General features: G+C 39.6%; 25 protein-coding genes. 10 read left to right on the top strand and 15 right to left on the bottom strand.

Annotated elements, in window-relative coordinates; translation table 11 throughout:
• Window position 1: 1 nt before the first annotated feature.
• The 6 genes from coaE to uvrA form a co-directional block, all read right to left on the bottom strand.
• Window positions 2-583 (bottom strand): dephospho-CoA kinase, encoded by a 582-nt coding sequence (gene coaE, locus FRE64_RS12470; RefSeq protein WP_146296540.1) that lies wholly within the window; start codon window positions 581-583, stop codon window positions 2-4.
• A complete protein-coding gene (locus FRE64_RS12465; RefSeq protein ID WP_146296539.1) occupies window positions 580-2,931 on the bottom strand; it encodes a sensor domain-containing protein in 2,352 nt (783 codons plus the stop codon). Before FRE64_RS12465 ends, coaE begins: the two co-directional genes overlap by 4 nt.
• A 49-nt stretch (window positions 2,932-2,980) precedes the next feature.
• Window positions 2,981-3,772, bottom strand: a complete 792-nt coding sequence (locus FRE64_RS12460) for a uroporphyrinogen-III synthase (RefSeq protein WP_146296538.1) — start codon at window positions 3,770-3,772, stop codon at window positions 2,981-2,983.
• A gap of 228 nt (window positions 3,773-4,000) precedes the next feature.
• Window positions 4,001-4,246, bottom strand: coding sequence for a DUF4926 domain-containing protein (locus FRE64_RS12455; protein ID WP_146296537.1), 246 nt, complete (start codon window positions 4,244-4,246; stop codon window positions 4,001-4,003).
• Window positions 4,247-4,250: 4 nt separating this feature from the next.
• On the bottom strand, window positions 4,251-4,577 hold the full coding sequence (locus tag FRE64_RS12450) for a DUF6883 domain-containing protein (RefSeq protein WP_146296536.1): 327 nt from the start codon (window positions 4,575-4,577) through the stop codon (window positions 4,251-4,253).
• 64 nt (window positions 4,578-4,641) lie between these two features.
• Complete coding sequence (gene uvrA, locus FRE64_RS12445; RefSeq protein WP_146296535.1) at window positions 4,642-7,473, bottom strand: excinuclease ABC subunit UvrA; 2,832 nt, start codon at window positions 7,471-7,473, stop codon at window positions 4,642-4,644.
• Between the two features lie 226 nt (window positions 7,474-7,699).
• Between uvrA and sodN the strand changes: the two genes are divergently transcribed.
• Window positions 7,700-8,170 (top strand): superoxide dismutase, Ni, encoded by a 471-nt coding sequence (gene sodN / locus FRE64_RS12440; RefSeq protein ID WP_146296534.1) that lies wholly within the window; start codon window positions 7,700-7,702, stop codon window positions 8,168-8,170.
• A 122-nt stretch (window positions 8,171-8,292) separates the two neighbouring features.
• On the opposite strand, the gene dxs is transcribed toward sodN, so the two are convergent.
• From dxs to FRE64_RS18300, 3 genes are all read right to left on the bottom strand, one after another.
• The gene (gene dxs, locus FRE64_RS12435; protein ID WP_146296533.1) at window positions 8,293-10,209 is read right to left on the bottom strand and encodes a 1-deoxy-D-xylulose-5-phosphate synthase; all 1,917 of its coding nucleotides are present in this window, start codon (window positions 10,207-10,209) and stop codon (window positions 8,293-8,295) included.
• A gap of 386 nt (window positions 10,210-10,595) precedes the next feature.
• Complete coding sequence (locus FRE64_RS18305; RefSeq protein WP_390622267.1) at window positions 10,596-11,087, bottom strand: transposase; 492 nt, start codon at window positions 11,085-11,087, stop codon at window positions 10,596-10,598.
• An 89-nt stretch (window positions 11,088-11,176) separates the two neighbouring features.
• Window positions 11,177-11,665, bottom strand: coding sequence for a helix-turn-helix domain-containing protein (locus FRE64_RS18300; protein WP_390622233.1), 489 nt, complete (start codon window positions 11,663-11,665; stop codon window positions 11,177-11,179).
• A gap of 66 nt (window positions 11,666-11,731) precedes the next feature.
• On the opposite strand from FRE64_RS18300, the gene FRE64_RS17520 reads away from it, so the two are divergent.
• Both FRE64_RS17520 and FRE64_RS12425 read left to right on the top strand, forming a co-directional pair.
• Entirely contained in the window at window positions 11,732-11,908 is a 177-nt protein-coding gene (locus FRE64_RS17520; RefSeq protein WP_186708815.1) for a hypothetical protein, read from the top strand.
• A gap of 63 nt (window positions 11,909-11,971) precedes the next feature.
• Complete coding sequence (locus tag FRE64_RS12425) at window positions 11,972-12,136, top strand: type I restriction-modification system subunit M N-terminal domain-containing protein (protein ID WP_222597818.1); 165 nt, start codon at window positions 11,972-11,974, stop codon at window positions 12,134-12,136.
• Here the strand turns inward: FRE64_RS12425 and FRE64_RS12420 are convergent.
• Together FRE64_RS12420 and FRE64_RS18295 are read right to left on the bottom strand one after the other, a co-directional pair.
• Window positions 12,128-12,490: a DUF2442 domain-containing protein gene (locus FRE64_RS12420; RefSeq protein ID WP_146296532.1), complete on the bottom strand. Its 363-nt coding sequence runs from the start codon at window positions 12,488-12,490 to the stop codon at window positions 12,128-12,130. The two genes, FRE64_RS12425 and FRE64_RS12420, sit on opposite strands and share 9 nt — an antisense overlap.
• Window positions 12,483-12,683 carry a DUF4160 domain-containing protein gene (locus FRE64_RS18295; protein WP_146297355.1) on the bottom strand — a complete coding sequence of 67 codons (201 nt, stop codon included), beginning with the start codon at window positions 12,681-12,683 and terminating at the stop codon, window positions 12,483-12,485. Before FRE64_RS18295 ends, FRE64_RS12420 begins: the two co-directional genes overlap by 8 nt.
• 108 nt (window positions 12,684-12,791) lie before the next feature.
• Here FRE64_RS18295 and FRE64_RS12410 point away from each other — a divergent pair, with 108 nt between their 5' ends.
• From FRE64_RS12410 to FRE64_RS12400, 3 genes are read left to right on the top strand one after another with little or no spacing between them, the layout of a single operon-like run.
• A complete protein-coding gene (locus tag FRE64_RS12410; protein WP_146296531.1) occupies window positions 12,792-13,052 on the top strand; it encodes a hypothetical protein in 261 nt (86 codons plus the stop codon).
• A gap of 60 nt (window positions 13,053-13,112) precedes the next feature.
• A complete protein-coding gene (locus FRE64_RS12405; RefSeq protein ID WP_246140311.1) occupies window positions 13,113-13,436 on the top strand; it encodes a PIN domain-containing protein in 324 nt (107 codons plus the stop codon).
• A gap of 31 nt (window positions 13,437-13,467) precedes the next feature.
• Entirely contained in the window at window positions 13,468-14,127 is a 660-nt protein-coding gene (locus FRE64_RS12400; protein ID WP_146296530.1) for a hypothetical protein, read from the top strand.
• 115 nt (window positions 14,128-14,242) lie between these two features.
• Here the strand turns inward: FRE64_RS12400 and FRE64_RS12395 are convergent, their stop codons facing one another.
• Both FRE64_RS12395 and glmS read right to left on the bottom strand, forming a co-directional pair.
• Window positions 14,243-14,533 carry a helix-turn-helix domain-containing transcriptional regulator gene (locus tag FRE64_RS12395; protein WP_146296529.1) on the bottom strand — a complete coding sequence of 97 codons (291 nt, stop codon included), beginning with the start codon at window positions 14,531-14,533 and terminating at the stop codon, window positions 14,243-14,245.
• Window positions 14,534-14,636: 103 nt separating this feature from the next.
• The gene (gene glmS / locus FRE64_RS12390; protein WP_146296528.1) at window positions 14,637-16,526 is read right to left on the bottom strand and encodes a glutamine--fructose-6-phosphate transaminase (isomerizing); all 1,890 of its coding nucleotides are present in this window, start codon (window positions 16,524-16,526) and stop codon (window positions 14,637-14,639) included.
• 165 nt (window positions 16,527-16,691) lie between these two features.
• On the opposite strand from glmS, the gene FRE64_RS12385 reads away from it, so the two are divergent.
• On the top strand, window positions 16,692-17,993 hold the full coding sequence (locus FRE64_RS12385) for a valine--pyruvate transaminase (protein ID WP_222597817.1): 1,302 nt from the start codon (window positions 16,692-16,694) through the stop codon (window positions 17,991-17,993).
• Here FRE64_RS12385 and FRE64_RS12380 read toward each other — a convergent pair.
• Complete coding sequence (locus FRE64_RS12380; RefSeq protein ID WP_146296527.1) at window positions 17,973-18,893, bottom strand: BMC domain-containing protein; 921 nt, start codon at window positions 18,891-18,893, stop codon at window positions 17,973-17,975. The two genes, FRE64_RS12385 and FRE64_RS12380, sit on opposite strands and share 21 nt — an antisense overlap.
• A gap of 153 nt (window positions 18,894-19,046) precedes the next feature.
• On the opposite strand from FRE64_RS12380, the gene FRE64_RS12375 reads away from it, so the two are divergent.
• The 3 genes from FRE64_RS12375 (at window position 19,047) to FRE64_RS12365 (ending at window position 20,724) form a co-directional block, all read left to right on the top strand.
• A complete protein-coding gene (locus FRE64_RS12375) occupies window positions 19,047-19,514 on the top strand; it encodes a nuclear transport factor 2 family protein (RefSeq protein WP_146296526.1) in 468 nt (155 codons plus the stop codon).
• A gap of 152 nt (window positions 19,515-19,666) precedes the next feature.
• Complete coding sequence (locus tag FRE64_RS12370) at window positions 19,667-19,951, top strand: MSMEG_0570 family nitrogen starvation response protein (protein WP_146296525.1); 285 nt, start codon at window positions 19,667-19,669, stop codon at window positions 19,949-19,951.
• A gap of 5 nt (window positions 19,952-19,956) precedes the next feature.
• Entirely contained in the window at window positions 19,957-20,724 is a 768-nt protein-coding gene (locus tag FRE64_RS12365) for a DUF3050 domain-containing protein (RefSeq protein ID WP_186708813.1), read from the top strand.
• Between the two features lie 5 nt (window positions 20,725-20,729).
• Here FRE64_RS12365 and FRE64_RS12360 read toward each other — a convergent pair whose 3' ends face one another.
• The gene (locus FRE64_RS12360) at window positions 20,730-21,506 is read right to left on the bottom strand and encodes an ADP-ribosylglycohydrolase family protein (protein ID WP_146296523.1); all 777 of its coding nucleotides are present in this window, start codon (window positions 21,504-21,506) and stop codon (window positions 20,730-20,732) included.
• Window positions 21,507-21,665 lie beyond the last annotated feature (159 nt).

The raw sequence follows: 21,665 nt of genomic DNA, 5'->3' as shown, positions 1-21,665 counted from the left end.
CTTAAGCAAGCAGTTGATGAAGCTGTTTTTGTAAGTGGAGGAGACTCCCAGAGTTATCAATTACAACATCGGCTAGGGCAATTTTATCACTAAGGGACATTTGGGCATTAATGCGCGATCGCGCTTCTTTTTCGGAGAGTCCATCTCGTTCCATAATTCTCTTTAATTGTTCTTCCTCTGGACAATAAACTACCCAAGTTTCTGTCACTAGATCTTGCATTTTCACTTCAAATAATAAGGGAATCATGGCAACGATTATTTTTGCGTTACTTGCGGATAATGCGGTTTCAATTTGATGACGCACATAAGGATGAATTTGTTCTTCTAACCATTGCTTTTCTGTTGCATTATTAAAGATAATTTCTCCTAAGCGCGATCGATTTAAGCTGTCATCTATATTGATCACTTCATTCCCATACCGATTTTTAATCCTTTCTAGAATTGGTGAATCTTCTCTCACTGCTTCTCTTGCGTAATAATCAGCATCTAAAATTGGGATATTATACAAGTTTTCTAAATAATGCGCGATCGCGCTTTTTCCTGTTCCAATACCACCCGTTAACCCAATAATACGCTGACTCATTTGATAATTAAATCCGTCTGATGAGTAACAATTAACTCTTGAATTGCTGTTTCAGGTAACGCTTTTCCAAAAAGAAATCCTTGTCCATATTCACAGCCTAACTCTTGTAGAGTTTCCCAATGTCTTTCTGTTTCAATCCCTTCTGCTATGACATCCATATTCAGATTATGAGCTAAACTAATAATTGTCTTGACAATTTGCATAATTTCTGGTGCTTTTAACATTCTTTTCGTAAAAGAGCGATCTACTTTCAAGGTATTAATGGGTAATTGATGTAACCGTTGTAAAGAAGAATATCCTGTACCAAAATCATCAATAGAAAGTAAAACTCCCATTTGCTGTAATTGCTTTAAAATTCCTAGGGTTGCTGTTTCTCCCTCTAAAATAATTCCTTCTGTTACCTCTAATTTCAGACTTCTAGGGGCAATTCCAGTGCGATTAATAATTTGTTCTAATCGTTCTAAAACCCCCACTTGATTAATCATATTCTCCGATAGGTTAACATTCATCGAGAGAAATTCTCCTTCGGGAATCATTTGTTGCCAAGCTGCTAACTTTTCACAAGCCTCAGCTAATACCCACCAATCAATAAACCCAATTAATCCTAACTCTTCTGCTAAGGGCATAAACTGATTAGGAGACACTAAGCCTTTTTCGGGATGTTGCCATCGAACTAAAGCCTCAAACCCTACTAATTTTCCATTAGCAATACTCACTGTTGGCTGATAGAAAACATGAAGTTGTTTTAATCTTAAAGCCCGTCTTAATTCGGTTTCTAATTGGACTCTAGTTACTGCTGAATGGTGTAAATATGGGTGGAAGACAACACAAGACAACTTGCCCTCTCCCCTTGCCGCATTCATAGCTGTATCTGCTGCATGGAGAAGCGCACGAGGTTCATTTAAAAAATGTCCTGTTTCTGAATTTTGATCATAAATCGAAACTCCAACGCTCACAGGGCAAAATAACTCTTGTCCTGCAATGTTTAATGGTAAACTTAATTGACAGTGGATTAATTGAGCAAGTTTTTCTACTTCTGCCTGTTGTGATATTTTTAGAATAATTGCAGCGATCGTGCTATCACCAACCCGAGCAAAATCACAATTAATTGGCAAAGTTTGTTTGAGGCGTTTTGCCACTGCACTGATTAGTTTTTCAGCAATTTCGGGGCCAAACCCATATTTCACCACAGAATAGCGTTCTAAATTAACTAAAATAACTGCTACCCCAAATTCTCCGTCAACTTTAATTTGATGTCTAATTTGTTCAAGTAACCAAGTTTTATTCGGTAAATGAGTTGCAGGATCACGAAAAGCATGATGATTTATTAATGCTTCCAACTTCTTATTTTGAGTTAAATTTTGAAGCATCAAAAGTCCGCCTTTTATTTCCTTATTTTGATTGATGAGGGGATAACCTTGAATATAATAAGTATATTGAGAATATTGAAACCATTGCGTTTGATAATGACCTCGTAATATATTACTTTGAATTGATTGTAGAATCATTTTTAACTCTGGGGAAAATAATTCTGAAAAGGACTTTCCTGTAATAGCTTCTCCCCTTTCTGTCATTGTCATTGGGGTAAGTTGATTGAGAACCTCCCCCACAGCCAAAGTATAATTCCAGTTTTGATCAAAGCATAAAATGCCAAAAGGAGGAAATAGTGATTTTACATCAGCATCTTGTTTTTTTTCTAAAGCAGTTTGTGTATATTTAGCAGTAATATCTTGAGCCGCTAGCAGAACTAGTTTTTCAGTTCTTAAATTAAGGGGATAAGCTATAACTTCTAAACTAATTAATTTACCGTCTTGGCGATAATGTTGCCACTCTCCTCTGGTTAATTGTGAAACATCTTGCAAAGGATAAGGAATATTTTGATAGGGATGTAAGTCGGAAAATTTCATCCCTAAAAACTTCGCTTCTGAATAGCCATAATGATCAATAGCAACTTGATTAACCGCTTTAATTTGAAAATTGCTTGCTTTATAAAGCAACATTGGAATTGGAAAAATATTAATTGCTTTTTGAGTTGAATCTATTGATAATGATTGTAGCGGTTGAGCAATCAATAAAACTGATGCTAAAGAGAGCGGAAATAAATAGCTAAAATAAAAATCTGATTGTTGAGATATTACTAAAGGTTGAGGGGTTTGTTCCTCTAGTATTTTTGTGGTTAAGTTTTGAATTTTCTCTAGAGTCTTTTGAGAAAAAAGAGTAGATAAATTAGTCTGAACTGGATTAGTGCTTTGTTCTAAATTACTTGTAATAAGTAAACACTTCCCTTGACGATTAATTACTAAAATAATTGGGCTAGATTTGTCCCATATTGGGCTTGCTTGCAACATAATTCTACCTCTTTATAGGATTTATACAATTAACCTTCGTCAAGGTGCTTTAAGAATTACTAGCAACAATCGCTTGTGTTAATCCTTCCAGAGTATACTCTTGTGCTTCAATGTCATATCGTCCTAACCACTTTTCACAGGCTTGAGAAGTTTGGGGGCCGATAGAGGCAATAGAAACATTGGCTAACGCTTCTCTTAAGTTTACCTTAGAATCAAAGATAGGCAATAAAAGATTATAGAAATTTTTAACAGTTTTAGAACTTGCAAAAGTCAGAATGTCAATTTTTTGCGCTTTTAAGGCTTCTACTGCTACTGGATCAGCCTTTTCTGGGCAACTTGACTGATAAGCAGGAACAGCAATTACTTTTGCGCTTTTTTGCTGAAATTCCTCAATTAAAACTTCTCTTCCCCCTGTTTCTACCCGTGGAAACAGAATTCTCTTATCAGATAAATTTTCTGGGAACGTCGCTACTAGAGAATCAGCCACAAAATTCGGTGGAATAAAGGTTGGTGTCACTCCTTGCTTTTCTAACACCTTGGCTGTTTTTTTCCCCACCACCGCAATTTTAAGTGTGTTCAATTGAGTTTGATTAATGCCTAACTCGTCTAACCGTTGAAAAAAGAAATTAACGCCATTTGCTGAAGTTAAAATTAACCAATCAAAGGAAGATAACTCATAAAGGGCTTGATCTAAGGCTTCCCAACTAGACGGCGGACAAATTTCTAGGGCAGCCATTTCGATAACCGTTGCACCTTCATTTTCAAGAAGATTGGTAAAGGTTTTGGCTTGGCTAGCAGCGCGAGTCACTAAAATAGTTTTATTATGTAAGGGTAAAGGCATATATAGCAATCCTAAATCGGTTGTAAATTTTTAGTTGGGATCCCCCCTTTAATTCCCCCTTACTAAGGGGGGTGGGGGGGAAGCCTTCGGCACGGCTTTCAGCCTACGTAATGTTGAGCTAGTTTTTACAAATGAGATCATATTGCTATAGCAGTAAAGATAAAATTATACAAAAAATGAAGATATTACCGAAGACAAATTAGCAGATCTTTATGATGTTATTCACCATTATAGATTAATCAATTTGCGACTACTTAAAATTTCATGGCTAGTTAATTTTTTAATAGCGGAGATGGGAACAGTTACAACGTTGATAGATTCGCCAACGGCATTAAATACTTCTAATACACACCCCGTTTCACCTCCATTAGGGTGAGGAACAAAATCAATAAGAGTAGCAATGTCTCCTTCTTGTAATTGATATTCAGGAAAGTTACGAGTTAGGGCGACTTCTTGATAAAGTTCTAAATCCATAATTCTATTCTCGGTAAGGTTTTAGGGTTATAAAGTAAAATGTATTATCAGCTTTGCGCTGTTGCCAAACTGTAATTACAGGTAATTTTTTAGCGTTAACTCCTTCTAGTTCTCCAATAACTTGGTAATAAGTTCCATATTGATCTGTTAACTCTTCTCTGGCTTCATTCTCTTTAATGATTTTCTGAATTGCTGTCTTCAATTTTTGCCAGTTTTCTTGGTAAAATCCTCCTTGAGCTAAGTATTTCGACTTATCATTCCTTTGCTTGGAAACTAAAAGGTACTTAGTGAGTTTCTCATCTTGGATTATTGCATTAGAGGGAATTTTCATAATTTCCCTTTGAGTTTTTTGAGTAAAAGAGATTTGGTAATAGTATTTGTTTTACCTCGTTTCATTAAAAGCTAATTTTAGCTAAATATTGACCCGTATAAGACTTGCTTTCTTGGGCAATTTGTTCAGGAGTTCCTTTGGCAATCACTTCTCCCCCTTTATCACCGCCTTCTGGTCCCAAATCAATAATCCAGTCCGCGCAGCGAATAATATCAAGGTTATGTTCAATGACTAAAACTGAATTTCCTTTATCTACTAATCGCTGTAAGACATTTAATAACTGATGAACATCATAAAAGGATAAACCTGTAGTTGGTTCATCAATTAAGTATAGGGTTTTTCCTGTCGCGCGTCGGGATAATTCCGTGGCTAATTTAATCCGTTGGGCTTCTCCCCCTGATAACGTGGGCGCAGGTTGTCCAAGGGGAATATACCCTAACCCAACATCCACTAAAGTTTGTAAGCGAGTGGCGGCGCGAGGGATATTTTCAAAGATAGTTAACGCCTCTTCTACGGTCATATTTAAAACATCAGCAATGGAATAGCCTTTATATTTCACCTGTAGGGTTTCTCGGTTATATCTTGCCCCTTTACAAACCTCACATTCTACATAAACATTGGGGAGAAAATTCATTTCAATGACATTAACCCCCTGACCATTACAGGCTTCACAGCGTCCACCTTTCACATTAAAAGAAAAGCGTCCTGCTTTATAACCTCTGGCTTTGGCTTCAACAGTTTCGGTAAAAACGGATCGAATGGGTTCAAATAATCCTGTGTAAGTTGCTGGATTTGAACGCGGTGTGCGACCAATTGGAGACTGATCAATGACAATTACTTTATCCACTGCATCTAGTCCTTTTAAGTTTTCTAAGCCTTTAGGGAATGGAATTTTATAGCCTAAACGGTGTTGCAATGCTGGATAGAGTAATTCATTAATTAACGTTGATTTTCCTGAACCAGAAACCCCTGTTACACAAACAAATTTTCCTAAAGGAATTTCCACATTAATTTGTTGTAAGTTGTTGGCATGAGCATTAATTAAAGATAATTGTTTGCCATTTCCTTTTCGCCTTTCAGTGGGCGTTTTTATTTGTCGTCTTTGGGCTAAATAGTCTCCTGTAATGGAGTTTTTATTATTAGTAATTGTCTCTAAGTTTCCTTGAGAAACAATTTCTCCCCCATGAATGCCAGCCTTTGGTCCAATATCAACAATTTGGTCAGCACTGCGGATGGTTTCTTCATCATGTTCAACGACAATTAAAGTATTTCCTAAGTCTCTTAATTTTTTGAGGGTTTCTAATAGTCGTCCGTTATCTCTTTGATGTAAACCAATGCTAGGTTCGTCTAAAACGTAGAGAACTCCTGTTAACCCAGACCCAATTTGTGTGGCTAAACGAATGCGTTGGGCTTCTCCCCCTGATAAAGTCATCGCAGGACGATCTAAGGTGAGGTATTCTAACCCCACATCAAGGAGAAATTGCAATCTAGCTTCAATTTCTTTTAGGGCAAGTTCCCCAATTTTGGCTTGTTTTGAGGATAGCTTGAGGTTTTTAATTCGGGTTAAGCATTCTTCAATGGAAGCGCTAGTTAATTCAATGATATTATATTGCCCTAATCTCACAGAAAGGGATTCTGGTTTTAATCTTTGTCCATGACAGACTTCGCAGGTTTGATATACTAAATACTGTTCTAATTTTTGTTTATATGTTTCGGAAGCGGTGGTAAGGGCACGTTCTAAGCCAGGAATGACACCGTAGTATTCTTTATAGTGACCTTTGGGCTTGTTCCCTCGGGTATCTTCATAGAGAAAAATCGGTTCCTCACTGCCATAAAGGATAACCTCTTGTTGTTCGAGAGTGAGTTTTTCCCAAGGGGTTTGGATATGAAAACCATAGGCTTCTCCTAGGCTGTAAAGGAGAGAGATGTAATAGCTATTGTCTTTTTCTGACCAAGGCGCGATCGCGCTATAGACAGGTTGGGTAGGATCAGGGACAATTAAATCAGGGGAAAATCGCCGTAAACGTCCAATGCCATGGCACTTGGGACAAGCCCCATAGGGGGAATTAAAAGAGAATAAACGGGGGGATAATTCTTCCATGACTGCCCCATGTTCAGGACAGGCAAAGTTTTCAGAAAAGATGATTTCTTCGGGGGTTTCTTCCGCATCCCGAGGTAAGACTTCAATCACGGCAATGCCATCTGATCGTTTTAAGGCGGTGGCGAGAGAGTCGGCTAACCGTTCTTCAATTCCTTCTTTTTTAACCAGCCGATCAACGACCACTTCAATAGTATGCTGTTTGTTTTTATTTAACTTAATCTCTTCAGTTAGTTCTCTGACTTCAGAATCAACTCGTACTCGCACAAAACCTTCACTGGCAAGACTAGAAAGTAATTGCTGGTGAGTTCCCTTTTTCCCACGCACCACAGGGGCTAGAATTTGAAAACGGCTGCGATCTGGGAGTTCCATCACGTGATCAGCCATTTGGTCTATGGTTTGGGGAGAAATTTCGCGATCGCAGTGGGGGCAATGGGGTTCTCCGGCCCGTCCAAATAATAAACGCAGATAGTCATAAATTTCTGTTACCGTTCCTACCGTTGAACGCGGATTATGGGACGTGGATTTTTGATCAATAGAAATAGCTGGACTTAAGCCTTCAATGGCATCCACATCAGGCTTATCCACCTGTCCTAAAAACTGACGGGCATAAGCACTTAACGATTCTACATAGCGCCGTTGTCCCTCCGCAAAAATGGTATCAAAAGCAAGAGAGGATTTTCCCGAACCCGAAACCCCTGTAAAAACAATCAGATGATTGCGCGGTAATTCCAAGCTGATATTTTTGAGATTGTGTTGTCTCGCACCACGAATGCGAATTAGAGAAGAGTCAGACATGAACCTAGTTTATCCTTCCTTCTACATTGTGCATATTTCTACGTCGATAGACAGGAATTTCCAAAATTTTCCTTATCCCCCATGGGAGGATATGCCCTTCTTGTTTTATGATGGTGGTAAATGCTTAAACAGTGGCAAAATTAACGAATTGCACTTATTTTCTGTCTTTTAAGTGCAATTTCACTGTCATAAAGAGAAGTTAAAAAACATATCGGTATCAAAAACTATGTTGAAGCAAATTACGAGTAGTCTCAAAAATCTGTTTCCAGCCCAAGAAGTTCACGCTCATTGCGATGGCCCCTGTGGCGTTTATGATCCTTCTTCCGCCCGTGTGGCTGCTGAAGCGGTCTTATCAATGACGAAAAAGCTGGTTGATCTGGAACCCAAAGACAACAGCAAAGAGGCTCAAATTGCCTATCAAAACACCTTTGCCCGCTTTGTTAAAATTAAGGAAGAGCAAGCTCAAATTGCAAAAGACGAACTGTTAATTCTCTGGACAGACTACTTCAAAGAGAAGCATCTAGAACAGTATCCTGACCTTCACACCACCTTCTGGAAAGCAGCGAAGCTCTGTTCTGCTTGCAAAATGGAAGTTAATGTTCAACACGCCCAAGAACTAATGGATACCGTGCAAAAAATCCATAATATGTTCTGGGAGTCCAAAGAACGGAACGTTCCATGGTATCAAGCTAGCTAATCTTACTCTCACAATCTAATAATTTAGGGGATCAAAACTTCTTGATCCCCATTTTTTAATTAGTTAGCGTCTTTTGCTTATTTTCAAGAGACTGTTCCCCAAATGAAAACTAAAAAAAACAGTTAAACCGCTTGTTTAGCAGGTTCTTTTTCCGACTTAAAGAAACTCTCTAACACTTGTTCGGCAATTTGAGAGCTGGTTAAACCCACTTCTGCTTGGGCTTCTTCAGGTTTGGCATGATCTACTAATTCATCAGGCACACCAAAGCGTTTGACTGGCACTAAGATATTATTATCCATCATCGCCTCAGTCACTGCTGAACCAAAGCCACCCATTAAGCAGCCTTCTTCTACAGTTGCGACACGCCCAATTTTTTGCGCTAGTGGGAAAATTAATTCCGTGTCTAAGGGTTTCACAAAACGAGCATTAACCACAGTGGCTTCAATACCATGTTCACTGAGGATTTCTGCCGCTTGCATGGTAGTGGGAACCATTGCCCCATAACCAAGTAAGAGAATATCATCTCCATTACGGAGAATTTCCCCTTTACCAATTTCAACGGGATCCCAGCCTTCTTCCATAAGAGGAACGCCAATGCCATTACCACGAGGATAACGCATAGCAATAGGCCCTTCTGTATGATTAATGCCTGTAACTGTCATCCGTTGTAATTCTGCCTCATCTTTGGGAGCCATTACCACCATATTGGGGAGACAACGCAGATAAGCAATATCATACATTCCTTGGTGGGTTGGGCCGTCAGCACCGACAATTCCAGCACGATCTAAACAGAAGAAGACAGGTAAATTTTGAATGCACACATCATGGATAATTTGGTCATACGCTCGTTGTAGGAAAGTGGAATAAATGGCAGCCACTGGGCGCATTCCTTCACAAGCTAATCCTGCGGCAGTGGTAACGGCGTGTTGTTCAGCAATTCCCACATCAATATACTGATCAGGAAGTTTTTGTTGCAGTTTATCTAAGCCAGTTCCCGTTGCCATGGCAGCAGTAATGCCGATGATTTTAGGATTATTTTCGGCAAGTTTGGTGAGAGTATGGGCAAAAACTTTACAGTATTTTGGCGGCTTCGGTTTACTAGAGGGTTCTGCTTTTCCTGTGGCTAGATCAAATGCACCTTGGGCATGGTAGCTGACTTGATCTTTTTCCGCGATCGGGTACCCCTTGCCTTTTGTGGTGGAAACATGAACCAACACTGGCCCCTGTACCTGATGGGCTTGATTAAACGTATAAATTAACTCATTAAGATTATGTCCATCAATGGGCCCAAAATACTTAAAGCCCAACTCTTCAATCACTGCCCCAACTTTCGGAACAGCTAACCGTTTCATTCCTTCTTTCATCCGTTCCATTTCTGGGGTTAAAGACTCCCCAAAGAAAGGCAGATGCTTAAATTGCTCTTCAATATTGTCACTTAAAAACTGCATTGGGGGTGATAAACGCACCTTATTCAAATAACGAGAAATTGCCCCCACATTTGGAGAAATCGACATCTCATTATCATTCAGCACCACCATTAAATTTGTATCTGGTAAATGCCCAGCATGGTTAATGGCTTCTAACGCCATCCCCCCTGTTAACGCCCCATCACCGATGACAGAGACTACCTTAAAGTCTTCTCCTTTCGCATCTCTGGCTAAAGCCATCCCTAAACCAGCAGAAATACTAGTAGAAGCATGACCGGCTCCAAAATGGTCAAATTGACTCTCACAGCGTTTGAGATAGCCAGCAATGCCATCTTTTTGCCGTAAAGTATGAAATTGATGATACCGCCCTGTTAGCATTTTATGGGGATAGGCTTGGTGTCCCACATCCCAAATGACTTTATCGTGGTCTAAATCAAGGGTTTGATACAATCCCAAGGTTAGTTCCACCACTCCTAAACCGGGGCCAAGGTGTCCACCACTAGTAGAAACCGTTTCTAAATGCTTTTCCCGAATTTGGCGAGCAATGGTTTCTAATTGACGAATGGATAGCCCGTGCAACTGGTTGGGATGGGTAATTTCGCTAATGTGCATAATCTGCTTTGTTTGACAAGTGCTAGCGTCTAATATTTGGCTCTATTATCTTCTACTGTAAAAGATTTAAAGGCACAATTTCTCTTAATTTGTTGCAATTTGCAATATCCTCAAGCCAGATCCTCTATTTCTTAGTACAAAGTTAGGAGACAGTTGGCTTAGATAAGCACTTATAATTAGTGATTAAATAACACTATAGTAGTGATTTGTAGAGAATTACCTCTTCTCATTAGGTTTTAATTTCTTGAACTTGCCAAAATTGCCGTATTTTTGCTCCTACCTCTTGAGGTCACATTTGATTGAGCCTGAATTATTGAGAGGGGATGATTTTGAGGGGGTTTTCGCGGAACGAACTAAGCTACGATTAGGGAAGTTATATGAAATATCTAAATGTTTGCTACAGATAAAGCATTGAGAATAAAGTCCCATCCAGTGATCTGAGTAATCACTTGAGAACTTAATTTTGATAAGATTTTGGAAAGTCGCTTTCTTAAATCATCTAAATCGGGAAAGAATTCCCATTTCAAAGGTTTCTTAATTTCTTGCCATAATCGTTCAATGGGATTAACTTCTGGGGAATAAGGTGGTTGGAAAATTAAAATGACATTATCAGGAAGTTGTAACTCTAACCAAGTATGGCAACGACTGTTATCAACTTGTATTAAGTGTAAATCGTCAGGATATTCTTGAGCAAACCAGCTTAAATACTGCTCAAAGCAAAGACCATCAAGATGAGAAAATTCTCTGAAAAAATTCTCTCCCGTTCTCGGTTCCACTAAACCGTACAACCATAAATAATCAAACTTCCACTGTTTTTTTCCTGTCGGTTGAATTCCTTTACCTGTAATTTTTGTATCGTGAAGTGTGATTAACCCGATTCGAGATTCATCTTGGCACCAATATCTAATGTTTTGATATCGTTTAACCTTTTCTGAATTAGCTTCTAGTTGGGTTGTAACAATTTCACTTAGTTTTTTTTAAAAGCTTCCGGTGCTCCCAATTCCTGTTTGCTATGAACTGGACGTGGCACTTTCAGTTTTCCTTCTAAACCATAGCGGACTCGTTTATGAACAGCACTATAACTAATATCAATATCTTGAATTAACTGAAGCCATGTTTGAATTTCCTTATAACTAGAAAATCCTTCTGGATCTTCTAGTTCTTGGATTAATTTTTTTTCTACTGATGGCGTGATTTTAGGGACTCGCCCAGGACTTTTCTTAACTTCTAAAAGACCTTTGAGACCTCCTTTGCGATATTTACTGAGCCATCTTGATACTGTCGTTCGGTGTTTTCCGATTAGGGAGGCGAGCGCGCCGGTACTTCTGACTTGGTTCGTTTTCAGCCAATACAAGACTTGGATTCGTTCTTTGACTTCACTGTTTTGGGAGAAGTTGAGCTGTTTTTTAAGCTCTTGAGCTGACTCGGCAATCTCAATTTTAATGACACCTGCCATAGCTAATCTCGATTACTAACAATCTCTCCCTCTATTTGTAGCATACACAGTTCCATTTCATATTATATGAGGCGATGGGGAAAAAGCTTTAAGCGCGATCGCGCAGTAGTTCCCTATATTCAAAACCAGTTCTATATTACCGTTGTTTCCCTATCTAACACTGAATCACAAAGCCCGATCGCGCTCTCTATCTCTCTCCAAAATAGCCGATTCTTAAAACAGATCGTCTTGTTGCTACGTTAGAAAGTATAATCAACTCCGAAGATGTGATAAAGCGGTAGAAGAATAAGGAGCAAAACACCTGTAATGCCAAACAATAATCCACAAGACCTCGTTGGCTTTATCTGGAGTATTGCGGATAAGTTAAGGGGTCCCTATCGCCCGCCTCAATACCGTCATGTAATGTTACCGATGATTGTTTGGCGTCGCCTTGATTGTGTTTTAGAACCAACTAAATTTGCTTTAAATTAGCTTTTTCTGTTTTAGTTCACTCATCCATTTTTTATTACCATAAACTCCCCGCAATAAATCAGGAATACTTAAATCTGCATCTAACATCTCCCAATGGAGTCCTTGACCAGAAGGAGTAATTTCTACTTCAGATAATTGTTCTGCTGTTGCATTTTGTAACCCTTGTCCTAACTGCGGAGGAAAACTAAACTCAACCCCATCAGTAAACTTAATAAAAATCTGATTACGCTGTGGATCATACTTTGCCACGATCGCGCATCGCTCTAATTTTTCTTCTGTATTTTTCCTCGCCTTCTCTATTTTTTGCCTTAAAATATCGTCATCTTTATTGATTTCTAGATAAGGATTAACCATGTATTTCCTCCCATTTCGATAACAAAAACTTTTGATGTTCTTGCACCAACTTAAATGCAGTAAAGGCTTCTTTATCTTTCATTCCCACTACCGTAATAACTTGGATATCGTCCAGCCTAGAAATATCAAACTTAATTTTTCCCCCCGCCTTTAAGACATGAACATGAGCAGGTTGATGGTCGTTAGGATAGATAACAACACGGAATCCTTAAATATGTCGATTCTGGTGCTAAATACACAGTTATTAAAACAGCGATCGCGTACAATGAAAACAACCGAACAGTGTTAAAAGAAAGATAGCGTGAGTATTATCCTAGATTTGCCTCCAGAATTAGAAGAAGAACTCTCAGCAGAAGCAAACCGCCTCAACTTACCCTTACAGGAATATGTTCTGCGTATCCTTTCCTCTCATCCTTTTCTAGAAAACCCCCCTCAAAATGGTTCTCAACTGGTTGCCTATTGGGAAAACGCAGGTGTGATCAACTCGCGTCCCAACATTGAAGATAGCCAGCAATCTGCCCGCAAACTGCGACATGAGGCAGAACATAGAAACTCGGTATAAAAGATATATCTAGTTGATACCGATATCCTGATTGATATTCAAAGAGGTTATGCGCCCGCAGTGCATTGGTTTTCGAGCCTTTCCGAAATTCCCAGCGTTCCTGGCTTTGTGGTGATGGAGTTGATTCAAGGGACAAAAAATAAGCAACAAGTTCGCCAAGTCTTACAATTGGTTGCACCCCTTCCTATAATTTGGCTAAGTGAGAACGATTGCAATCGTGCTTTGTCCGACTTTACAACTTATCGTTTATCGGACAACATAGGATTAATTGATGCTTTGATTGCTTCCTGTGCAGTTGGCAATAATGCGATCTTGTGTACCTTTAATGTTAAACATTATCAAATGATTCCAAGGTTAAGGATAGAGAAGCCATACAACCGATAAAGCAATATCAAGCAGATTAACAACAGAAACAATGCTGACCGAACAAAAATTTGGGGAAGAAACTGAGTTAGAAGAAGAAGAACAAGCCCTCTTCAAAAGCCAGTTCAGCAGTTTCCGAAAACTGTATTTATTCCTCTCTCAACTTATTCCCTACAGCGATTCCAAACTAGAAAAACTCTACACCTTTGGACGCTATCTCTTGAGTAAATTACCCCGTTCTCAAAACGAACCCGCCGTTAAAGTTGATGATGAAGTGGAACTGAAATATTATCGCTTGGAAAAGATCAGCGAGGGAAGCATTGATTTGAAGGAGGGGGAAGCCAATGCCTTATCAGGACCAAAAGAAACGGGAACTCGCCAACAAGAAGACAAAGTTAACCTCTCTACTTTAGTGGAAAAACTCAATGAACGCCACGGAACTGAGTTTACCCTTGCTGATCAGCTATTCTTTGATCAAGTCCAAGAAAGCGCGATCGCGAATGAATCTTTACGTCAAGCAGCTAAAGCCAACGCGATCGAAGATTTTGAACCTGTGTTTAAGCGAATGCTAGAATCTCTCTTTGTGGAACGAATTGAGGGGAATGAAGAAATTTTTGCCCGTGTGATGAATGATGAAGAACTGCGGGAGAATTTAAGCGCAGAAATGATCAAAGTCGTTTATGAGAGAATTGTTAATGAGTCTGGAAAATGATCAGCATTTTTATCTTTGTTTGGCATTTTGCACTAAGTAATCAAGCTAGTTACGATGATTATCCCTAGATACTATGAGATCGGGCTACTTTTAAGAGAAAGCGCGATCAATTATCTCACTGATTCACTTCAACAACTAACTTAAACCCGATTTGATTGAGGAGACTGCGAACGCGATCAAGGTCAGAATTGCCTTTTTCAAGGGTAGCGTGTAGGTCAGACACCGAACCGTAGTGCCTCGTCGAATCGTGTTGGGTTTGACTGTTAGCTTCCACAACATCTCTCAAGGCAAGTAAAAACACTTCAGGATTCTCATCTTCCAAAGCAGTGTTAAGATATTCTCTCGCTTCAATGGGATCGGTCAACGCTTCTAGCAAATCCTCTTTGTAACTTCTTGTTTTACTCATTGCCACGTCTTTTGTAATCTTTCCAGTATTGCTTTGCTTGGCAGATTAAAATTGCCTTTTGCAAGGGTAGCGCGATCATTGAAATCGATTTAATTGACTTTTGTCACTCAACAGTTACAGACTTTGCTAAGTTTCGAGGTTGATCCACATCTAAGCCGCGCCGTGCTGCAATATGATAGGACAATAATTGTAAAGGAATTACGGTGACTAAAGGTGAAATTAATTCCTCAACTTCAGGAACAGGTAATAGATCATTAAACGTTTCCTTGGCTTCCTGATTATTCATTACCGTTACCCCAATTAACCGCGCATCTCTGGCTTTGGCTTCTTGAGCATTAGATAAAACTTTGTCATAAACGCTGCCAGGCATAGCAATGGAAACCACAGGCACTTTATTATCTAAAAGCGCGATCGGACCATGTTTCATTTCTCCAGCAGGATAGCCCTCAGCATGAATATAACTGATTTCTTTTAGTTTTAATGCGCCTTCTAAGGCAATGGGAAAGTTAATGCCGCGTCCCACAAAAATAAAGTCTTGGGTTTCGATAAATTCATGGGCTAACTCTTCAATATACCGCTCTTGACTCTCTAAAATGAGTTCAATTTGGGCGGGAAGATAGCGTAAGTTATCTAGAATTTCCTCAATGCGCTCTTCAGGAAGGGTTTTACGTTGATAAGCTAGGTCTAGGGAGAGGCAATAAAAACCAATTAGTTGGGCAATAAAGGTTTTGGTGGCAGCCACGCCAATTTCTATTCCTGCATGAGTATCAATCACTTCATCGACCATTTGCCCAAGCGTGCTTTCGGGGCGGTTGGTAATGCCTAATAGGTGGGGATGAAATTTATTTTCTAAGTTTTCCCGACGGTGTTTTTCTAAGTCTAAGGCGGCGAGAGTATCGGCGGTTTCTCCTGACTGGGTAACTCCAATGGTGAGGGTGTGAGAGGTAATGGGAGTTGGGGCATAACGAAATTCTGAGGCATACTGGACAGTGGTGGGAATGCCTACTAATTGCTCTAAGAGATATTTTCCCACTAAGGCAGCGTGCCAACTGGTTCCGCAAGCAAGGATTTGAATATGTTCTAAATTTTCAGTGAGGCTAGAGGAGAGATTGAGATTGATAGGGGAAGTTTGGGCATTTTGATTAGCGTGCCAGTCTTTATCGAGATAGGCTTCTAAACAGGTACGGACAACCCCTGGTTGCTCGTAAATTTCTTTGAGCATAAAATGACGGAAGCCTTGCTTTTCTACCACAATGGGGTTCCAGTCTAGGGTACGGGGAGTTTTCTTAACGCGATCGCCGCTTTCATTGTAAATTTCGACACCGAGAGGGGTTAACTTGGCAATTTCACCATTATCTAAAGATAAAACCGCTCGGGTATGGGGAATTAAAGCAGGAGTATCAGAAGCACAGAAAAATTCTCCTTGTCCAAACCCAATGACAAGGGGGGCTTGTTCACGGGCAATCACCATTTCATCAGGATAATCGGCACAAATAACGGCAATGGCATAAGCCCCATTTAAGCGCGTAACAGCTTTTTGGACAGCTTCTAAGAGTGGAGAGTCACTGTCTTTAGTTTGAGTTAATATTTCAGCGATTAGGTGAGGAATCACTTCTGTATCGGTATCAGAAACAAATTGATGTCCTTGGGTTTTTAATTCTTCTCGCAGTTCCCGATGGTTTTCAATGATACCATTTTGAACCACAGCCACTCGTCTTGCCATATCGAGGTGAGGATGGGCATTATGTTCTTCTGGCTTGCCATGAGTCGCCCAGCGAGTGTGTCCGATGCCAATTTGGGCAGGATGATGGTTTTGCTCAATTTTGGAGCGAAGGTTGTGCAGTTTTCCTTTTGCGCGAACACAGTGTAATTCGTCTTCAAAGATGGTAGCAATACCTGCGGAGTCGTAACCGCGATACTCCAATTTCTCTAATCCTGAAATTAAAATATCTGAGGCGGTTTGTGTGCCAATATAACCAACGATTCCACACATAGTTAGTCTCTTTCCTCACCATTTGATTTAAGTTTTTGATGACTTTCTATCACCCTATTGTGTTCCCAAAATGTTTAATTGTTCATAATTAACTAATTGAGTAACTTAGGTTCAGGATAGGATAGTCGATACAGGTTGAATACAATAACATTAATGGCATTATAAATGACAAAAAAAGCAATGGATTATAACCTTTCCCACTTTGGTACGCAGATGTCAGAATTAACAGGCGTGCGTGCCATTATGAAAGATATTATAGAAACCCTCCGTCAAGCTGGCGAAAGGGAGTTTATTAATCTTAGCGCAGGTAATCCTGTGATTATCCCTGAAGTGGAGAAATTATGGCGGGATTGTACTGCTGAGTTATTAGCAAGTTCTGAATATGGTGAGGTAGTCTGTCGTTATGGCTCTTCTCAAGGCTATGCTCCTTTAATTGAGGCGATTGTTAAAGATTTTAATCAACGTTATGGCTTAAATCTCAGCGATCGCAATATTTTAATTACCCCCGGTTCCCAAGCTCTCTATTTTTATGCTGCCAATGCTTTTGGCGGTTACGCTGAGGATGGCTCTCTTAAGGAAATTGTTCTTCCTCTTAGTCCAGAATATACGGGTTACGGAGGCGTTAGTTTATTTAAAGAGGCTTTACGGGCTTATAAACCCACCCTTGATATTGATGAGAATGGTCATCGCTTCAAATATCGCCCTGATTTTAGTCAACTGGCTATTAATGAGCAAACGGGCTGTGTGATTCTGTCTCGCCCTTGCAATCCTACGGGGAATGTGATTTCTGATGAAGAATTAAATAAAATTACGGAACTGGCGAAACCAGCGCATGTTCCTGTGATTCTTGATGCCGCTTATTCCCCTCCTTATCCGGGATTGAATTTTACCGAGATGACCCCTCAATTTGGTGAGAATTTATTACATTGTTTAAGTCTTTCTAAAGCTGGACTCCCCGGAGAACGGATTGGAGTTGCCATTGGCGAACCTGAGTTAATTGAGGTTTTAGAATCATTCCAGACTAATTTATGTATTCATTCTCCTCGCTATGGACAGGCAATTGCGGCTCGCGCGATCGCGTCAGGTCAACTAGGACATATTGCTGAAAATGTGATCCGTCCTCACTATCAAAGTAAATTTGCGGTTCTTGAAGAAACCCTTGATGCTTATATGCCGAAAACCGTTCCTTGGTTTCTCCATCGCGGTGAGGGAGCAATTTTCTCTTGGCTATGGTTAAAAGATTTGCCGTTATCAGATTGGGATCTCTATCAAGAGTTGAAGCAACAGGATGTTATTGTAGTTCCCGGTAGCACATTTTTCCCAGGCTTAAAAGAAGAATGGCAACATAAACACCAATGTATCCGCATCAGCTTAACTGCGACTAATGAAGAAATTGCCACAGCCATGCAACGGTTAGCTAAAGTTGTGGAAAAGGTATATCAAGGATCAGCCGTTGGTGTCGGTTGAGTTTTCGTTATCTTCTGGAGGCGGGGCTTGCTGGCGTTTTTTCTCTTGTTCTGGTTTTTGTTCCCGTTCCTCCAGTTTCTCTAATTCGGGTAGTTGTATTAAGGGACGTTCTTCTTCGTCTGTAGCTTCGGCTTCTATCGTTTCTTCTTCTTTCTGCGGTAAGGATAACGGTTGCCGTTTTTCTGTGGTTTCTTCTTGTTTCTGCGGTAGGGATAGGCTTTCCCGTTGCGGTTCTTTTTCTTGTAAGGATTCTGCTACAGGAAGGGTATGTTCTAAGTCTTCCATTAACCGTGGAATCACCATCACCGCATGGAGTTCCCCAACTCGTTCAGCTTCTTGCATTCCCACTTCAATTGCCATGGCAACATTTGCCACTGAACCCCGAATAATGGCAGTACATAACCCTGCGCCAATGGTTTCATAAGCAGTTAGTTGTACATCTGCCGCTTTTAACATCGCATCAGCACCAGCAACCATCGCTGGAAATCCTCTAGTTTCTAATAGCCCGATCGCGCGATTACTCATATTAGAATAGCCGCGCTGTTGTTGGGCTAATTCCGCTAACCGAGTGCCAATGGGAAACACAGCTTCTAAATTGGGCATGGGGCGAGGAATGACTAATTTTGCAATTAGTTGCCCAAATTGTTCGGCGGTTTTTGCCCCTTCATCCACGGCTAAACGGACATCAGCAGTTTTTCCTCTCACAATGGCGGTACAATGACCACTGCCAATTTTTTCATATCCCACTAAAATCACTTCTGCAGATTTCAGCATCATGTCAGCAGTTCCCACGATGGCTGGAAAGCTAGTGGTAGCAACTAAGCCTAAAGCGCTGTCACTATAGTGTTGTTGTGGTGGTGGCGATTGATGATTAAACTCTGCAGGTAATTGCGATGGCATTTCTCGTTCTTGGTATTAGTATTCCCCTATTTAAACAATAACGGAAAATTCTAGCAGTTTTGGTAGGGGAAGCCACTTTAGAGAGGATGCTATGATAACCCAAACCTAGCTAATGAATGTTTTTCTCTAGCATATCAGTGAATTTTTAGACTTATGACAACAAAAAAGTTAGTGCCCCCTTTTGATCGAGAAACCGCGATCGCGAAAGTTCGGATGGCTGAGGATGCTTGGAATAGTCGTGATCCTGAACGAGTTTCTTTAGCTTATACAGAAGATAGTTTTTGGCGCAATCGTTCCGAAATTTTTCAAGGTCGTGAAAAAATCCGTGCTTTTCTACAGCGCAAATGGGATAAAGAACTAGATTATCGTCTCGTAAAAGAAATGTGGGCTTATGGGGAAAATCGGATTTCGGTTCGGTTTCAATATGAATGGCATGATGATGCTGGACAATGGTATCGCGCTTATGGCAATGAAAACTGGGAATTTGATGAAAATGGCTTAATGAGACGCAGAGAAGCTAGTATTAATGATAAGCCCATTACAGAGGCTGAACGTCGCTTTCATTGGCCAGCTGGCCCTCGCCCCCAAGATCACCCTGGGTTAATTGATTCCCCAGAATAGTTATTTCTATGTCCAACAAGCTAATCTAGCAGTTGCTGTAGTTGGGGAAGTAACGCGCGATCGCGTTTTTAAACTAAAATTAGGGGAAGAATTGCTCCCATTTTGGGATTTAAATCAGACCCCTCTTACAGGATTTTAAGGAGTGGAAAGTTATGCCAGAAGTTCATTTTGAAATTGCTTGGCCAGATGGGTCAACAGAAGTATGCTATTCTCCTTCGGCAGTGATCAAAAAATATTTCCAAGTTGGTGAAAGTTATTCCTTAGAAGATTTTGTTGCGCGATGCAGTGAAGCCCTAAATTCAGGAAGTGAAAGAGTTAAAGCAAAATATGGTCGCCCTTGTGGATTAGCATTAGGACAACTTGAACAAATTGAAGCCAAAGCCAAAACGTATCAAGATGATCCTAGTCAAACTGTCCAACTAATTCAATTTAAATGACCCTCATGTCATCATTTCTGATTCAAATAGAAAAAGAATTAAGCCAGCAAAAAAATTATCTCAAAACGCATCCTTTATATGAGTCCTTAACATCAAAAAAGGCAATTCAAGTCTTTATGGAAAACCATGTTTTTGCAGTTTGGGATTTTATGTCCCTTGTCAAAACTTTACAGCACCGCTTAACTTCTGTAGAAATTCCTTGGACTCCCAAAAATCCAAAAAATTGTCGGCTTATTAATGAAATTGTTTTAGGAGAAGAATCTGATTTAGACCCTCAAGGAATCCCTTGTAGCCATTATAGCCTTTATTTAGATGCGATGAAGGATGTAGGGGCAGAAACTGAAAAAATAGTCTCTCTTGTGAGTTTAGTTAAGCAAGGATATTCTGTTAAACAAGCGACTGCCTCTATTAATTTACCTTCTCCAGTTTGTCAATTTCTTAATTTTACGTTTGATAATATTTCTATGGCTTCTAATCCAGAATTAGTTGCCATCTTTTTGTATGGTCGAGAAGATATCATTCCAGAGTTATTTCTAGGAATTTTGCAAGATTTTCCTCAAGCAGATCAATATCAGAAGCTAATTTACTACTTAGAAAGACATATTAAAGTTGATGGTGAGCAACATAGCAAATTGGGACAAGAAATGATGATTGAAATTTGTGGAGATTCTCCTCAAAACTGGAATAATGCAGTATCCGCAGCTAAAAAAGCCTTGCAAGTAAGAGCAGAGCTATGGGACTTTATTCATAAAGAAATTAATAATATTGAATAAAATATTTATAAATATTGTTGTTTAAAATCCTCAATAACTGTTTTCAAGTGCCCATCTAACCGTTGATAAGTTTCTTTTAAAATCCCCTCAGGAATCTCCTGATAAAAAGCCTCTGCTATTGCCCCTGTCATACAAGCAAGAGTATCACTATCCCCACCAATGGAAATAGCATTACGAATTGCATCTTCAAAGTCCGTTGCCTCTAAAAAGCAAATAATCGCTTGAGGAACTGATCCCTGACAAGATAAATCAAAACAATATGTTTTTTGCAGTTCTGAGACAGTTAAATTAAGATCATATTGACAAAACTCTTTAATTTTTTCCTGAATTTTTGCTTTACTAATATTAGATCGCGCTAAAAATATTGCCATAGCAATTGCCTGCGCCCCTTTAATTCCTTCAGGATGATTATGAGTTACGGCAGCACTTTTTAAGGCTTCGTTTTTTACCGTTTCTAAATCAGAGAACGCATAGGCAACTGGACTAACTCGCATTGCTGAACCATTCCCAAAACTATAGTATGGTTCAGTATTATCACTGGCTGCCCAACGACGAAAGTTTCCTCCAAACCCAGCATTAGGATAGCGATGATAGTATTCTTTTAACTTTATGATATAACTTTGATTATTGAGGATCGCATCGGCGACAGCGACAGTGAGAACCGTATCATCTGTAAAACGACTTTCACTTTGGAAAAGAGGAAACGATTTAGTTTTAATATTATTCCATGGTGATTCATAAATTGAACCGATAATGTCTCCTGCAATTGCACCTAAGACCATTTTGAAATCGTAATTTCTTTTTTACTTTTGTAAAATTATATCCCTTCTTTTAAATTTATTGAAAGACTTTAAGAATCCTATAGATTCAAGAAAAATTGTACACTTCGAGAAGGAAATAAAACTGGTAAATTCCTTTAGTCATAAGCATTAGAGACTTTT

The organism is Euhalothece natronophila Z-M001, assembly GCF_007904085.1.
GTDB lineage: Bacteria > Cyanobacteriota > Cyanobacteriia > Cyanobacteriales > Rubidibacteraceae > Halothece > Halothece natronophila.
The sequence above is the reverse complement of the archived record's forward strand: the minus strand, read 5'-3'. Positions and strand labels throughout refer to the sequence as shown.